Genomic DNA, 15,620 nt, shown 5'->3' with positions numbered 1-15,620 from the left:
ACTTAGCCTTTAAGTGCAGTCTTCAAGTATTGCTCAGCCATTCCACGTGGCATGCGCTCCAATGCGCTGCTCAATTCGTCATCGCTGACGGTGCGTGCAGGGCCAACCACAACGGCGGCGTTTCCAACAGATGACAGCGATGCCAGAACATTTTCCACCTCGTGTACTTCTATGCGGTGCCCCCTGATTTTTATCTGATCGTCGCCGCGCCCTAGATACTCGAACCGACCGTCAGGCCCGCACCGCGCCTGATCGCCGGTCCGATAAACACGCATGGTGTCGCCATCAATTTTCAGGTGTTGAAACGCCCTGTCAGTTTCGTCACGTCTTCCAAGATAGCCGCGTGCAAGACTGGGGCCGGCAACGCAAATTTCACCTATTTCATTTGCTTTGACGGGCCTGTCGTTTTCGTCCAGCAACAGCACCTGGGTTCCAGGGATTGGCGTTCCGATCGTCATCGCGCGATCCTCAGCCGGAGTGATCAAATCCGCCAAAGCCCAGACAGTCGTCTCAGTCGGACCATATTCATTGGCCAAGATACAGTCAGGCAGGATTGAGACATGAGAATGGTGCAGCGTCTCTGGCACGGCCTCACCCGCTAGAATAACCGTTCTGAGGCAGGACAGGGTTTTTGCGTCAGCTCCTTCAAGCAAGGCTTTGTAAAGCCCAGGCAGCATGAGCGTATGCGACACTTGTTGTTCGGCAATCAAGTTCGCAAGCCCCGCAATGTCCTGCTCATCACGCTCTTTCGTTACGACCAAAGAACCGCCCGATGTCAGTGCCCAATACAGACCAACGACCGAGCTGTCGAACGCGAAGGGCGAGATCAAGAGAAAGGCCTCAGGGGCAGAAGGATAAAACTGATCGCGCGCCGCCTGACTGAAAGACAGGTTCCCCCGCGAAATACAGACACCTTTGGGCGCCCCTGTTGAGCCTGAGGTATATATCACATACGCGAGATCATCTTCTTCTGTTTCGACGGGTTCAAACCCATCGCTCGACGGAACGTCTTCTATGCAAATCGCGTTTTCGATTTCGGATTCGGTGTCGCTCAACACAGCTTTCGCAGCGCAATCGGAAAGAACGTAGTCAATACGTTGACGGGGATAATTGCGATCGACAGGAACATACGCGGCGCCTGTCAGTAGTGTTCCCAGCATTGCACTGATTATGTCCGGCCCGCGCGGCAAAACAATGGCGACGCAGTCTCCTCGACCGATACCTCTGCTAGACAGGAAGGCTGCGATGTCGGACGCTCGGTCTAGCAAAGCAGCGTAACTGGTTGCCTCACCATCGTAAATCACGGCTGGCAGATCAGGATGCGTGTGTGCCTGATGCAATATTCGGCTGACGATATCCACGGGTTCGCCGCGCAAATCAGGCCCGAAAAACCCAATACGGCGTCTCAGCTCTGCTTGGTGTTGTAGTTCTGCCTTTCTAAAGCTGCGAAACAATTCGTCCACATCATGCTGGGAATAATGCGCGGTGTTGAATAACGCTGACAACGTGCCATCCGCAGGATCATACTCGACGACAAGAGAAAAGTTTGACGGCGTGCGAAAGTGTAAATCATCAATTGCTACGCCATGAACACTCTGAACTTCCGGCAATGCTCGTATCGTCAAAACAACGTCGGTCAATGGCTGACCGGGGGCTAAACCACCCAGTCGAGCGGCCGTTCCAAGCGGCGTAAACTCTCTTTCACGCAACGCGTTTAGGTTTTCCTGAACACGCTCAAACAAATTGTCGGATGTCAGGTCAACTCGCATCGGCAGATTGTTCACAAACATGCCTACGCAGGCTTCTACGCCTGCCATCGGACTACTGCGTCCCGAGACGGCGAGCCCAAAAACGATGTCGTCGCTGTTTAGTAGCCCCCCTAGCGCCCTTGAAAATGCCGCCTGGGCCGCGACCGGCACCGTAACACCCGCGGATTGTGCCGCGGCAGTCAAGCGGGATTGTTCTTCAGAGGTAAGCGTTATCGAGCTCTCGGCGAACCCCGATTTGTCATCAGTCTTTGGGTGCGTTTTAGGCTGATAGCCTGACAGATACTCTTTCCAGAAATCGTCATCATGTGACTTGCCGGCAAGCCACCTTGCGTGATCGGCAAAAACAGGCGCCGGTTCAAGCTCAATCAATTCTCCATTGATACGTTGCGCAATGCTGCGCACAAATTCATCAAGGATAAGTGTAGCGGACCATCCGTCAATGATCAGATGATGGATTGACCATTCAAATCTGGTCTTACCTTCGCTCTGAGGCCACATACGCACCTTCCACAATGGCGCATTTGCCAAATCAGCAGCAGTCGGAGCGTCACCGATCCCAACGTCACCGGGTGCGTCTTCAAGCCATTCAAAATCCACCGACTGTTCCGAAACAACCACCTGAAGTGGTTGCTCTAACCCATCCCACACAAAGGCAGTACGCAATGCCTCATGGCGGTTCATGATTGATTGCCATGCCTCCAGTGCGATTTCCTGGGTTAATGCCCCTGCGAGAACACCAGTAACACGGGCGAAATAATGCGCCTGATGGGGTTCATTAAGAATGTGGACCAGCATACCGGACTGGGTCGGCGTTAAAGGATACGCATCAATCACTTCGGGTTGTGGTGACGGCGTGATCATATCCGCGATTTCCCGATGGCCAGCTCAATCGCTTTTCGGTCCGCAGCAGATATTCCCGCAAATCGTTCTCTCGGTTCAGGATTTTCTGCTAAATGCAGCGGTGTCACCAGTTCCGCAAGCCGCTCAATGGTTTGAGCCCTGAACAAGTCGGCGATCTCAAAATCAAGGTTTTCCTTTCGGGCGCTGCTTAGAATTCGTATCGCCGCCAGTGAGTCACCACCAAGCTCGCTGAAGGCCTGATCCACGAAGATCGGGCGATGATCCAAAACATCTGCCCAAATCTTAGAGAGGTGGGTCTCAATACTTGTCCGTGGTAACACACCTGAGGTCGATCTCTGCAAAGCGTCAGCACCGATCCGAGGAAGATCTTTGCGAGAAATCTTGCCATTTGCCGACATTGGAATTGCGTCGATCTGAAGCGCAAAATCAACATGAACTTGCGCGGGAAGGCTTCGGTTCACGATGTTTTTGACATCTTCGGCCGAAGCGCCGCCCACAAAATGCAACGCAAGGATTTGTCGGCTATTTATGGTTTGCACCGAAGCGACCGCCTGCGAAACATCGGGATGCGTCTGCGCAATATGCTCGATCTCGCCAAGTTCGATACGAACGCCGTTGATCTTTACCTGATCATCCAACCGACCAAGATAAACTAACGCGCCTTCCTTGGACCATGCGCCCGCATCGCCAGTCAGATACCAACGCTGATCATCGCCTTTTAACCCGTCAACAAAACGCTGGTCGGTCAGATCATGTCGTCCCAGGTACCCGGATGCCAGCCGACCACTGATTGCAATCTCACCAACAACTCCAAAAGGTTGATCGCGGCCAGCCTCATTTACCACTGAAACGGCCATTCCCGGCGCAGGCCGCCCCAGCGAAACACTGTATTCCGGTGGATCGTCTGGCTGAAAGTGGTGCATCATAGCCCCAACAACAGCTTCTGTCGGCCCGTATTCGTTTATCAGATTGATCCGTTTCCCCAATTGCTCAAGCGCGCGGTCTGCAAGCTCTCGTGGGAAGGCTTCGCCACTCAATGGCATACATTTGATGCGATCAACCGGCCCGATATCGGCATCCAATACAAGGTTCAGATGAGACGGTGTTGGGCGCGCAAAGTCCACTTTGTCATCTCGAAACACATCCAAGACAGCCAAGTCCGGACCTTCTGCGGGTTCAGCATATGTGACTATCTGACCACCTGTCACGAGCGGCAGGAAGATACTGTTGATTGTCAGATCAAATCCAATCGCAGAGAAAAGAGCATAGCTCCAACCATCTTCCACCGGGTAAGATTGCCGGATGGTTGCGATGTATTCGGCAAGTTCTCGATGTCTTACGACCACCCCTTTCGGGGTGCCAGTCGAGCCAGATGTGTAGATGACATAGGCAGGTGTTTCTGGAAGAACATCGCAGTTTGTTGCGGTCAACGGCATGTCAGAGGCCTGGGTCGTTAAGACTACCCCGTCAAAGTCATTTTGACGTTCCTCTGTAGTTATGATCGCTGCGGCTTGTACATCGGCCAGAATGGCAGAACGTCGTTCTACCGGCATATTATAGTCTACCGGAACAAACGCAGCTCCAGCAAAGAGTGTCGCCAGAATGGCCACTATTGCGTCCGGAGAGCGAGGGAGGTGAACAACAACGCGATCGCCAACACCCACTCCTGATGCCACGAGGCTATGCGCAAGCTGATTTGAGCGATCTATCAGCGCGCCATAATTCAGAAGCTCCTGGTCTGAATGAGACCGAACCGCGGGTAAGTCTCGATCTGTGGCCAGCAGCGGCTCGAGAACCGTAGGTGTTTGAGTACTTGCTGCTGCGGTTGTATTGAAAGCCCGGATGGAGTCACGCTCGGGCTTTGTCAAAATGTCGATCTGTGAAAGCTTTTGGTCCGGCTCTTGCAGCGAAGCATCCAGCATCCGGCGAAAATGCTGAGCCGCCAATTCTCGTTCTACCTCAGAAAACTGTTTTGCGTCGAACACGATGCGAGCTGTAAACTCACCTGTCGCATTCAAGTCTGCGAACTCAATGTTCAGATCTTGAAACGGGTCGGAGCGTTCGACAGGCAAAATCTTCGCTACGCAATCTGCACCTTTGAACTTGGCGGGTACACCTGAAAAAACGTTGAGTACCACGTTTAAGTTCCGAACCAGCGACGGTTTTGTCGTGCCGCTCCCACCCTTTAGAATAAGGCCTCGCGTTGCGTCCAGAACTTTGGCGTGCAAGGTCGTTAACGTGTCTTCTTTGTTCACTTCAACGGAAAGCGGCAGCATTTCCATCACAAGACCAACCACTCGGCGCAGTTCTGGCGTAGTTCGATTATGTTGCGGTACCGAAAGCGCTATTCGCTCGGAGCCGGTGATCCGTGACAGCCATGCAAAGACAACAGTTGTGAGCAGAATTTGCGTGGACATCAGAGAGGTAAGCAACTGAAACGGAGCCTTTGAAACCGCCTGCTCGAAGCTTTTCAACTGGTTCGTATCAAGCTCAAGGAAATGGCTGATCTTTTCATGGCCGCCTTGCCCTCCTTCCTTACCGTAGAGAGACAAAGGCGGATTATCAGCGTTATCAAGGGAAGCTGCAGTTTCGCTTTTGCTTTGAAATAGAGTATTGCAGTCAAGAAAGGCCGGCTGTAAGCTTAACTCCTCGCCATTAAATCGGTCAGCCACACGTTGCATAAACAGTGAAACAGATGCGCCGTCACAAACCATATGATGTTGCACCAAATAAAATATGTGGCGCCCATCCGCTAGCGAAATGAACGCCATTCTGGATGTTCCATTTTCCAGATCAAACGGCACACGTGCGTCGGTCTGCATCCACATCATCGCTGCATCAAGATCGGTTACCCCGATCCTTTGGCATACTGGAGCGCGCGCCGTCGCATGCTGGCGAACGGTGTCGTCGCTCTCTTCGAATGTCAGACGGAAACTGTCACATTCCGCGGCTGTCTCATGAATGGCTGAAACCAACCTGTTGGCGTCCTCAACATCTGAAAACACAGCGTATATCGCTTGGTTCAAATGCCCGGCTTTCGGTGCGGTCTTATGGCCGACCCAGAACAAGTTTTGTGCGTTTGTAAGGTTACGCATCTCTAATCAATCAATCCTTTGAGGTAATTCGCAATAGCGTTTACGGATTGAAAGTTCTCATAGGTCACCTCGACAGCAGGTATCTTGACCTCAAAAGCTTCCTCAAGCGCAGCGATGGCCCTTACGGCTGACATACTGTCAATCGCGCCAGTTTCCAGAACGTCTTCATCATCCTGAAACGCATGTTTGATGCCCGCCGAGACTGTCAGGATTTCACGAATTTTACTGTGCATTGTTGAAGCCTTGATGGTTTTGGAAAATCTCTTCCAGGCCGCGCCTGGAAATTTTTTGAGAAGCGGTTCTTGGCAGCTCGGGCAAGATTTCAATCAGCGACGGTCTCGCGTAGGATGGCAGCACGTCAGACATCGCCCTGTGCAGATCATCGGCACATGTTTCGGACCCCGGTGACAACAAGACCGCCGCGCCAATTGTCAGCGTGTTGTCAGCTGTGCAGAAACTAATCGCCGCAGCCTCAGCCACATCGTCTTGTGCGTTCAAAGCCGCTTCCACCTCGTCAAGCTCAACACGATATCCACGTATTTTCACAAGTCGGTCCGTTCGTCCCAAATAGTACAGAGTTCCGCTTTCGTTTATGCGGACCTGATCACCGGTTCGATAATATGTTTCCTTTACGCCTCCGGGGCCATAGCGCTCGAGGAAAACGATATCCTTACTTTCAGTCTTGCCCCAATACCCCATCATCACGGACGCGGCTTGCACACACAACTCTCCTGTTTCACCCACTGGGACGGAAACATCGTTTTCGTCAATGATCAACGCGCGCGAGTTCCGCCCCATCCGTCCAATCGGGATAGAGGAAATATTATCCGAGTTTTCTCGCGTAATGACTTCAACCGAACACGAATTTGTTTCAGTGGGTCCATACAGGTTGCCATACTGTGCATTCGGCATCGCATCGAGCGCGCTGCGCAAGTGTTTGGCCGCCAAAGGTTCCCCGCCAGTCAACACCCAACGTATCGCAGAAAGATCCGCGTTTTCCGGGGACCCGCGCTCAAGAAAACTGACAAGCAACGAAGGCACGGAACAATAAATGCTGACGCCATGCTTTTCAAACAGTGGTCCCAGTGAGGCAGGCAGCTTGACTTGCCCATCAGCCGCAATGACCACGCTCGCTCCGCAAACCGGACCACCAAAATATTCATTCAACGACATGTCAAAAATCAACGGAGACAACGCGCACATAACGTCGTCGCGACCGATATCAATGCGTTCAAGCAACGTGTCCAAATAACCAAGTGCTGTTCTGTGCGAGTGCATGATACCCTTTGGTTCACCCGTCGAGCCGGACGTAAAAATTATGTAAGCAAGATCAGTATCCACTCGATCTGGCGTAACGTAGCGTTGGGATCCAGCGACCAATTCACTCCAACTGATCGTTTTTTTACAAGTGTCTGCAGCTTCGGTTGGCCCCAAAACCAGACAGTCCACACCGGACTTTTGGATAATCTCTTCCGCTTTTGTGGCAAGGACATCGCTTGTGATGATCGCCGACATATCGGTCGAATTGACAATATGGGCCAACCTCTCCGTTGGCGCGTGCGGGTCGAGCGGAACAAACGTTGTCGCCGCTTTCAGGCTGCCGAAAACCGCAACCGGAACCTCTAAGCTGCGATAAAAGAAAACTCCAATTCTTGCGCCGCGCTCTAGACCCAACGCCCGAAGCTGCGCGGCAAGCGCGTCGGAATGGTCATGCAGTTCGGCGAAAGAAAGTGTTTTGTCTTTGAAGATAAACGCTGGCTTCTCGGGCTGTACAACTGCATGAGCGCCCAGTGTGTCATCAAGAAACGCCATCATATTTGGTCGAGCAGTTCTCAAGGCAACAAATCCGCAATTATATTCCGCTGGATGTCTGAGGTACCCGAGTAAATCAGGCCACCGACCATATCTCTTAGGGCACGTTCAGCTTCATGGCCTTTCAAATAACCAACCCCGCCCGTAATCCGAAGATAGTCTAATGCTGTCTCATAGCACGCCTCAGACAAGTGCAGCTTAGAGATCGAGGATATCATGCTCGCGCTCTGGCCAGCCTCGAGTGCCCGGGCAGCTTCAAGCAAGACAAGACGAGATGTTTCGTAGCGCACGCGCATATCGGCGAGCCGATTTGAAACAGATTGGAACTCGGTGATCGGCTTCCCGAACTGCTCGCGGTTTCTGGCAAATTCCGTGGCTTCCTCGAGTTGTCGCCGCATCGCGCCAACCGAGGATGCAAATATCAACCCGCGCTCCCACTCAAGGGTTCGGCGCAAGATCGCCATTCCAGAGCCGAGGCCGCCCAACATCGACGAATTCATAACCCGAAGTCCATCAAGCTCTACATTTCCCATCGGCAAAGACCGCAGCCCCATTTTCTCAATAGATTTTGAGACCGAAATTCCAGGCTGGTCCGCCCGGGCCAGAAAAGCAGACACCCCCCATGATCCGCGTTCAGGGTGGGTTTTTGCGAAAATCAAAAAACTGTCAGCTACAGGGGCATTTCCTACAAAGCTCTTGATCCCCGAAATTATGAACCCATCACCATCGGCAACAGCTTGGGTTTTCATCGACGCGGCATCTGATCCTGCGTCTGGTTCCGTGATACACACCGAACCCAAAAGCGACCCAGAAATCAAACCCGGCAACAAAGCGTACTTTTGGTCGTCTGTGCCAAACTCCAGGATAGGTTTCTGGAATGCCACTATCTGCCCGGACATACCAAGGCACAGGCCGGTGTCTGGACATGCGTATCCGAGTGCTTCCAATGATTGGGCGAGTGTTTCGGCCGATACAGACTGACCACCAAAACGTTCCGGGTGGTTTTGTCCTAAGATCCCAGATTTCGCAGCTGTCTGCCATTGTTCGCGAAACGCTTGAAGGTTTTCGCCACCCTCATGATCTCGCTCAACAGCGCTGCCACCAAGGTGCTTGCGCGCAAATTCACCTATGTATTGCGGTATCGTGGCGTGCAATGAAGCCGTATCAGGCGCGCGATATTCCATAACCATACTCCAAGCCCAAAACACACACGCGGGCTTTAACCGTTACTGTTCTATTACGATTCTCCGGTGAGTTTGGTTCAAAATTTAATTTACGAGCCGGTTTGTTGCATCTTTCGCCCCAATTACCTGAAGTGCTCTGCCATTCTTCAAATCTGGGTATCAAAACGATATTCTTTTACATAAAGTGATACGGTTTTGTGTTTTCGACGTACAACGTTGCAAGTCAAAGGTGGTGTATCGTGTTAAATCTTCTTAAATCGTACCTGTTTCTGCTGCTATTTTCGTTGCCCGTTTCCGTCGAGGGGCACGAGCTAAACCAGTCGTACGTTTTCTTCGATGTAAAGGACACTAGTCTCTCGGGTCGTTTCGAAGTGACGCTGGAAGATGCAGCACGAACCGTGGATCTGGACGCAGATCAAAACGGCGACATTACCGAAGAAGAATTCCGCGCTCGCGCCGAAGAGGTTTTTCAACAACTTAGCGCGGGGCTAACACTCCAGGTTGGTGACGAACTCCACAAGCCTGTTTTCGCTGATGTCGGCTTTTTGGGTGCGGGTTTTGCAACCTATGGGCAACTCAACTTTGATGTTCCGACGCTTGTTGACGTGCCTGAATCGTTGATGATGAATTTTGTATATCTGTTCGACTATATCGATCCGACACACACAACCTTCGCCGTTATCGAAGCCAATGAACGAACCGGTATAACCCACAACGAGTCATTTACGTCCTTGGTTTTCAAACCAACTGCCGGGTTGCAAGAACTCAGCTTGGTTGGACAAAGCGGCTTCAAGGTATTTTTGGATTTCATCATTTACGGCGTTTGGCACATCTGGACCGGTTATGATCACATAGTGTTTCTCACAGCCTTGCTGCTTCCCGCAGTATTGTCGCTGAGAATGCCTAAGTGGTCTCCGGCCGAGTCGTTCGAGACAGCTTTTTGGCGCGTGTTAAAAAATATTACTTTGTTTACAGTCTCGAACTCACTTACCCTCACAATGGCCGCGCTTGGCATTGTTAGCCTGCCACCCGGCCTTATCGCATTCTTGATCCCACTTTCAATCGCCGTCGTGGCGTTGGACAACATTTATCCTATATTCCAACGCCGAATTTGGGTGGTCGTTCTCGTGTTCGGCCTCGTACATGGTTTTGCGTTTGCAGATATACTCAAGCCCTTGGGCTTTGATCCCCAGCACAAATTTCTGACGCTTTTAGGGTTCAACATAGGGATTGAAATCGGACAGGTAGTGATCGCTGCAATCGTTTTGCCCATCCTCTTCGTGATGCGGCGCTGGAACCTCTATCAGCCTTTGGTTCTCAAGTTCGGTTCAATAATTCTGATTGCTGTGGCGCTGTACTGGGTATCAGAATCTACTCCAGAACTCATCGCAGGCTTTGGACGCATCGCTGAACGGCTGGGTTAAGAAAAACAAGTATCACCATCGAGTGGCAACCAGAGCTTTTAATGTTCGATCCTAACGGGACTCCGACAAATTGTGTCAAAATAACCAGCCTTCGGAGCACCCCGCTTTGGCTAAACTTCGCAGTGTTTAGCTGACCTGCTCCCCTGAAAAGTCCTCGATTTAAGGTTAGCCTGTTCTCCAACTGAGGAGACAGACGATGAAGAGAAGCCGTTTTAGCGAAGAGCAGATCATTGGCATCCTGAAGGAGCACCAGGCCGGGCTGGGTGCGAAGGAGCTCTGCCGCAAACATGGGATCAGCGATGCGACGTTCTACAAGTGGCGGTCGAAGTATGGCGGCATGGAGGTGTCAGATGCGCGGCGTTTGAAGACGCTGGAGTCTGAGAACGCCAAACTGAAGAAGTTGCTGGCCGAGCAGATGATGGACGTGGCGACGCTGAAAGAAATGCTCGGAAAAAACTTCTGAAGCCTGGTTCGAGGAGGAATGCTGTGAACTGGGCGATGAAGACTAAGGGTTACAATCAGCGCCGTGCCTGTTCGCTGGCCGGGATCGATCCGCGCGTGTATCGGCGCAGGTCGAAGCGCCCTGCCGACACGGAACTGCGCACCCGGATGAAGGAACTGGCGTCCGAAAGGCGGCGGTTCGGCTACCGGCGGCCGCACATCCTGCTGAAGCGGGAAGGCTGGGAAGTGAACTGGAAGAAGCTCTACCGGCTCTACCGCGAAGAAGGGTTAACCGTTCGTAAACGGGGCGGACGCAAGCGCGCAGTCGGCGCCAGGACGCCCATGGCGATCCCGCAAGGCCCGAACCAAAGGTGGTCGCTCGACTGAATGTCGGACGCACTGGATGATGGCCGTCGGTTCTGCGTGCTGAACGTCATCGATGACTTCAGCCGGGAATGCTTGGCCGCCGTCGTGGATACATCTATCGGCGGTGCGCGTGTAGCCCGTGAGCTGGATCGGATCGCCCAGCTGCGCGGTTACCCCTGCCTCGTCGTCAGCGACAACGGGACCGAACTGACCAGTAACGCGATGCTCAAGTGGCAAGAGGAGCGCAAAGTCGATTGGCACTACATCGCACCAGGCAAACCCATGCAAAACGGTCTGGTCGAGAGCTTCAACGGCCGGATGCGCGAGGAATGCCTCAACGAACACCTGTTCCCGTCATTGCGCCATGCCTGCCGCACAATTGGGGCATGGCGCGCCGACTACAATCACCACCGCCCACACTCGAGCCTCGACGGGCTCACACCGTGGGAGTATCACCAACGCTCAAGAGAGGACCAAACACTGAACAGAGCTAACTAAGAAACGCGGACTCCAAGGGGAGCAGGTCATAGCTTATGCGCCGTTTCGTTAGCAAATAACTCGCTGAACACCTCTAAGATCTTTCCGAGAACGCATCCCGAGACCTCGGCTAACCTTCGAGAAACCCCCTCAAACTTTTCTGTTTTTCTCCAAATTTTCTTCTGCGAATGATTCGGCCAGACCAACAATCTAAAGGGTGAGCAGATGCTATATTATTCAGAGAAAGCGTTACCGAAATCAGACCGAAAGCTAGCAGAGAGCACCAGGATGTGGCTCGAAATGTTCAACAGTAGCGAATACACCGAATGGGACAGCCCGAGAGAATTCTGCCTTGATCTTAATAACCTTTGCTACGCGTTCGCCGACGCGCGCACCCTACTCGCAAACAAATCTGGTATCGTGCCACTCGAAAACGAACTGATACTCGAATTTGCTCTCGCGAGGCTGAATGTCCTACGAAGATTTCCCTTTCTTCTCAATCCGGAACTTGTGAACCGATCCTTTCTCGAAATGGAGAAACTCTTCAGGCTGACACGCGGGCAAGAAGGCGGAAACGCCGATGTTAGCCAAGGCAACTACATTGACGCGCTGGCCATTACACATTTCTTCCAAAATACTTTGCACAACTTCTACTTGATGCAAACACGCGGGCTAGTGGACTTCAATCGGCTGTTTAGTTATTTGCGCCCAGCTCCGCCGGTATACGCACACTTACCGCCACCCAAGTACATCAATTGAAAGGGGGCGCTGAATGCAACGGTCACGATCCCTATTCAAAGTTTTTTCTTGCTTGCCTAGTGGAAACGCACTTCTTCGCAACCTCGGAGATCGGCAATGAGTTTGCCATTGCTTGCCAAAGAACGAACTGCAGCTAATCTGCTGGACATGACTGCCAAAGAATTCCGCAGCCTAGTTAATGCTGGAGCCCTGCCACCGCCGATGAAGCTGGCTGGAGATATTGAGCGCTGGAACGTTAGAGACTTGCGCGCGATCTTGAACGGAGACGCCGCCAGGCCCCAAGATGACATGGAGGTATAATGCGCCCACCAAAGCCTCGGATTGTAAAACCTCGTCTCGTCTGGAAGTGGAACAGGTCGAAGCAAGCGTGGGAACCATACTACCGCATCACATGGACCGAAGGCGGCAAATCGAGACAGCGAACAATTCTCCTAAAATGGTTGGGTGATCCACAAGAACTGGATGCGCTATATTGGGCCTGTCAATCCGGGTGCCACGAGAAGCAGAAAAGACCGGAGAAGTACACTTGGCAAACACTGGTCGAAACCTGGCGCAAAGACCCACGCATACAATCGAAGCTTAGTGACGGCACGAAACGGTCTTACCGCCGCGCAATGGACGATCTGCTTGAGAATAACTCCGGCAAGGACGTTAGGCGCACTACTAAGCAAGGACTACGGAAAGTACACGATGCGTTGGCAGACACCCCGAGAAAAGCCGACAAGCGTCTCCAGACCGTAAGCTTATTGTGGAACTACGCCGTCAATAAACTTGATTGGCCGCTCGGCTCGAACCCTTCTGTTGGCATCGACCATTTTGGTAAACAGCGCGAGTTCGAACCATGGCCGGATTGGATGGTCAACAAACTAGCCGATGCGCCGACAACCGTTAGAACCGCTGCCGAATTGATCCTTGGCACCGGGCAACGCCCCAACGCAGCTATCAAAATGGAGCGGGATCAATTTCGTGGTGAATGGATGGTCGTTCTGGACGAAAAGTCAGACGAGCTATTGGAGGTGTTTTGCCCTGAGGATCTGCGCGATTACATCGCGACTCTGCCAAGGGCAGGCAAACACGTGCTGGCAAAGAACCTGAGCGAGCCCTTGGGATACAATGCCGTTGAAAAGGCGTTCCGTGCCTGGCGCAAGGATCTAGGCCCAGAGGCTAAGCCTTACGTGCTACACGGATTAAGAAAACTGGCGATCGTCCGGTTGGCCGAAGCAGGTTGTTCAGACGCCCAAATTCAGGCCGTCACCAATCAGAGCGCGGAAATGGTCGCGTACTACCGTAAAAAGGCTGATCGCCGCAGGTTGTCAAAAGCCGCTCACACCCTTCGAATCTGATGCGAGAACAGAACAAGACCAGAACGTGAAAGTGTGAGTAAGCTGTGTGAGTAAAGGTAGTTCTTCAAAAGAAACAACAGCAGGCCGGATTCCCTAACCCACTGTTTTTACTATGGTGCCCAAGGAGAGACTCGAACTCTCACGCCCGTGAAGGCGGGGGATTTTGAATCCCCTGCGTCTACCATTCCGCCACTTGGGCCACTCACAGTGGATTAGCGCCAAGGATCGGGAAGGTCCAGAGGCAAAAAGCGCTCAAATCAAAATCTTGAGCCAACCAATGGTTGACGCCTGCGTGGCCTCGTGATTTGGCTTTCCCGGATTTGAAACGGGATTTGGCGCGGATGCTGAAATCACTTTATGACTGGACCATTCGACTGGCCGACCACCCGCACGCCTTGTGGGCGCTGGCGATTGTGGCCTTTATCGAAAGCTCTTTCTTTCCCATTCCGCCCGATGTCCTGATGATCCCGATGATCCTGGCGCGCCCGTCTCGGGCCTGGCTGATCGCGACTGTGGCACTGGTCGCCTCAGTACTGGGCGGCTTGTTGGGCTATGCAATCGGTGCGTTTTTCTACGACAGCATCGGACAGCCTATTCTTGAAGCGATGGGCAAAGCGGATGCCATGGCCGAGTTCAACACGCGGTTCAACGATTTCGGCTTTTGGGCGGTTCTGACTGCGGGCGTCACGCCTTTCCCGTACAAAGTGATCACGATCATGTCGGGATGGACCGGGATGCCTCTGGGCACGTTCATCGCCACCTCGATCCTGGCGCGCGCCTTGCGGTTTTTCATCGTCGCCGGGCTGCTTTGGAAATACGGTGAACCGATCCGGGATTTCATCGAAAAACGTCTGGGTCTGATGTTCACCCTGTTCATCTTGCTGCTGATCGGCGGGTTTGCGGCGGTGAAACTGCTATGACCGCGCGCAAGACTCTGATCGCACTCGCGACAGCCGGATCAGCGGCGTTGCTGTTGGGAGCATTGGGCTTTCAGTATCTGGGTAGTCTTGCCCCGTGCAAGATGTGCATCTGGCAACGGTTCCCGCATGGTGCAGCGATTCTGATCGGTGTTCTGGCCTTTGCTTTTCCTGGGATCCGCCCCCTGCCCTTGCTGGGCGCACTGGCCGCTGCCACAACCGCCGGGATCGGGATCTTTCACGCTGGTGTTGAAAAGGGCCTGTGGGAAGGCCCCTCCACCTGCACTTCTGGCAGCATCTCGGGACTTTCGCCCGAGGAACTGCTGGATCAGATCATGAATGCGCCCGTCGTCCGCTGCGATGAAATCGCGTGGGAGATGCTGGGCCTGTCGATGGCCGGATGGAACGCGCTTCTGTCCGCCGGGCTGGTCCTGCTGTGGCTTGCCGCCTGGCGGTTGCGCTGAGCCTTATTGCTCGTCCAGTTCCGCATCCCAATAGAGAAAGTCGATCCAGCTGTCGTGCAGATGGTTTGGCGGGAACTTGCGCCCGATATTGCGCAGCGCCTCGGCGTCCGGTTGACGCGGAGGTTTGGTCAGCGACATCCCGGCCTGGCGCAGCGACTTCGACCCTTTGCGCAGGTTACAGGGGCTGCAGGCGGCAACAACGTTTTGCCAACTGGTCACACCACCAGCCGCGCGCGGCACCACATGGTCAAAGGTCAGATTGTCCCGGCTGCCGCAATATTGGCATTTGAATTCGTCACGCAGGAATAAATTAAAGCGCGTGAAGGCCACGCGCTTTCTGGGTTTCACATAGTCCTTCAAAACAACAACCGAGGGTATTCGGATCTCGGTGCTGGGACTGCGGACAACCTCGTCATACTCGGCCACGATATCCACCCTGTCCAGCCAGGCGGCTTTGATGGCCTCTTGCCAGGGCCAGAGCGACAGCGGGTAGTAAGACAAAGGGCGATAATCGGCATTCAGCACCAGCGCCGGATGCTGTTTGAGCATCCCCGGCTCTCTGACAAATTCGGTCCTGAAATCTCCGTCCATCACAGAATCGCTCCTCGCTCTCAGCTGCCCGTTTGTGACGCCAGAGCGGAGAGCACCCGCTCCGGTCTTATGATGACTATATATCGTGTTAAAACTCTGACAAGTCCTGATTTTCCA

General features: G+C 53.1%; 12 protein-coding genes, 1 tRNA gene and 1 pseudogene. 7 read left to right on the top strand and 7 right to left on the bottom strand.

Annotated elements, in window-relative coordinates; translation table 11 throughout:
* Nucleotides 1-2 precede the first annotated feature (2 nt).
* The 5 genes from GOV38_RS01890 to GOV38_RS01870 are packed head-to-tail and all read right to left on the bottom strand — an operon-like array spanning nt 3 to nt 8,721.
* A complete protein-coding gene (locus GOV38_RS01890; protein ID WP_171207422.1) occupies nt 3-2,630 on the bottom strand; it encodes an amino acid adenylation domain-containing protein in 2,628 nt (875 codons plus the stop codon).
* Nucleotides 2,627-5,725, bottom strand: a complete 3,099-nt coding sequence (locus GOV38_RS01885; RefSeq protein WP_171207421.1) for a non-ribosomal peptide synthetase — start codon at nt 5,723-5,725, stop codon at nt 2,627-2,629. The genes GOV38_RS01890 and GOV38_RS01885 overlap by 4 nt, the downstream gene beginning before the upstream one ends.
* Before the next feature lie 2 nt (nt 5,726-5,727).
* Nucleotides 5,728-5,958, bottom strand: a complete 231-nt coding sequence (locus tag GOV38_RS01880) for an acyl carrier protein (RefSeq protein ID WP_171099216.1) — start codon at nt 5,956-5,958, stop codon at nt 5,728-5,730.
* Nucleotides 5,948-7,540, bottom strand: a complete 1,593-nt coding sequence (locus GOV38_RS01875; protein WP_171207420.1) for an amino acid adenylation domain-containing protein — start codon at nt 7,538-7,540, stop codon at nt 5,948-5,950. Before GOV38_RS01875 ends, GOV38_RS01880 begins: the two co-directional genes overlap by 11 nt.
* 17 nt (nt 7,541-7,557) lie before the next feature.
* Complete coding sequence (locus GOV38_RS01870; protein ID WP_171099219.1) at nt 7,558-8,721, bottom strand: acyl-CoA dehydrogenase family protein; 1,164 nt, start codon at nt 8,719-8,721, stop codon at nt 7,558-7,560.
* A 239-nt stretch (nt 8,722-8,960) separates the two neighbouring features.
* Here GOV38_RS01870 and GOV38_RS01865 point away from each other — a divergent pair, with 239 nt between their 5' ends.
* From GOV38_RS01865 to GOV38_RS01845, 5 genes and pseudogenes are all read left to right on the top strand, one after another.
* A complete protein-coding gene (locus GOV38_RS01865; RefSeq protein WP_171099222.1) occupies nt 8,961-10,145 on the top strand; it encodes a HupE/UreJ family protein in 1,185 nt (394 codons plus the stop codon).
* Nucleotides 10,146-10,341: 196 nt separating this feature from the next.
* Nucleotides 10,342-11,450: pseudogene (locus GOV38_RS01860) on the top strand (IS3 family transposase).
* 279 nt (nt 11,451-11,729) lie between these two features.
* Nucleotides 11,730-12,188 carry a hypothetical protein gene (locus GOV38_RS01855; protein WP_171207419.1) on the top strand — a complete coding sequence of 153 codons (459 nt, stop codon included), beginning with the start codon at nt 11,730-11,732 and terminating at the stop codon, nt 12,186-12,188.
* A 96-nt stretch (nt 12,189-12,284) separates the two neighbouring features.
* Entirely contained in the window at nt 12,285-12,488 is a 204-nt protein-coding gene (locus GOV38_RS01850) for a hypothetical protein (protein ID WP_171099283.1), read from the top strand.
* Nucleotides 12,489-12,802: 314 nt separating this feature from the next.
* Nucleotides 12,803-13,531, top strand: a complete 729-nt coding sequence (locus GOV38_RS01845; RefSeq protein ID WP_217352060.1) for a tyrosine-type recombinase/integrase — start codon at nt 12,803-12,805, stop codon at nt 13,529-13,531.
* Nucleotides 13,532-13,644: 113 nt separating this feature from the next.
* On the opposite strand, the gene GOV38_RS01840 is transcribed toward GOV38_RS01845, so the two are convergent.
* Nucleotides 13,645-13,730, bottom strand: a tRNA-Leu gene (locus tag GOV38_RS01840).
* 142 nt (nt 13,731-13,872) lie between these two features.
* On the opposite strand from GOV38_RS01840, the gene GOV38_RS01835 reads away from it, so the two are divergent.
* Together GOV38_RS01835 and GOV38_RS01830 are read left to right on the top strand one after the other, a co-directional pair.
* Nucleotides 13,873-14,451: a YqaA family protein gene (locus GOV38_RS01835; RefSeq protein WP_171099288.1), complete on the top strand. Its 579-nt coding sequence runs from the start codon at nt 13,873-13,875 to the stop codon at nt 14,449-14,451.
* A complete protein-coding gene (locus GOV38_RS01830) occupies nt 14,448-14,912 on the top strand; it encodes a disulfide bond formation protein B (protein WP_171207417.1) in 465 nt (154 codons plus the stop codon). Before GOV38_RS01835 ends, GOV38_RS01830 begins: the two co-directional genes overlap by 4 nt.
* A 3-nt stretch (nt 14,913-14,915) precedes the next feature.
* Here the strand turns inward: GOV38_RS01830 and GOV38_RS01825 are convergent, their stop codons facing one another.
* Nucleotides 14,916-15,503 carry an HNH endonuclease gene (locus GOV38_RS01825; RefSeq protein WP_171099292.1) on the bottom strand — a complete coding sequence of 196 codons (588 nt, stop codon included), beginning with the start codon at nt 15,501-15,503 and terminating at the stop codon, nt 14,916-14,918.
* Nucleotides 15,504-15,620 lie beyond the last annotated feature (117 nt).

Source organism: Ruegeria sp. HKCCA5839 (genome assembly GCF_013035585.1).
GTDB lineage: Bacteria > Pseudomonadota > Alphaproteobacteria > Rhodobacterales > Rhodobacteraceae > Ruegeria.
The sequence above is the reverse complement of the archived record's forward strand: the minus strand, read 5'-3'. Positions and strand labels throughout refer to the sequence as shown.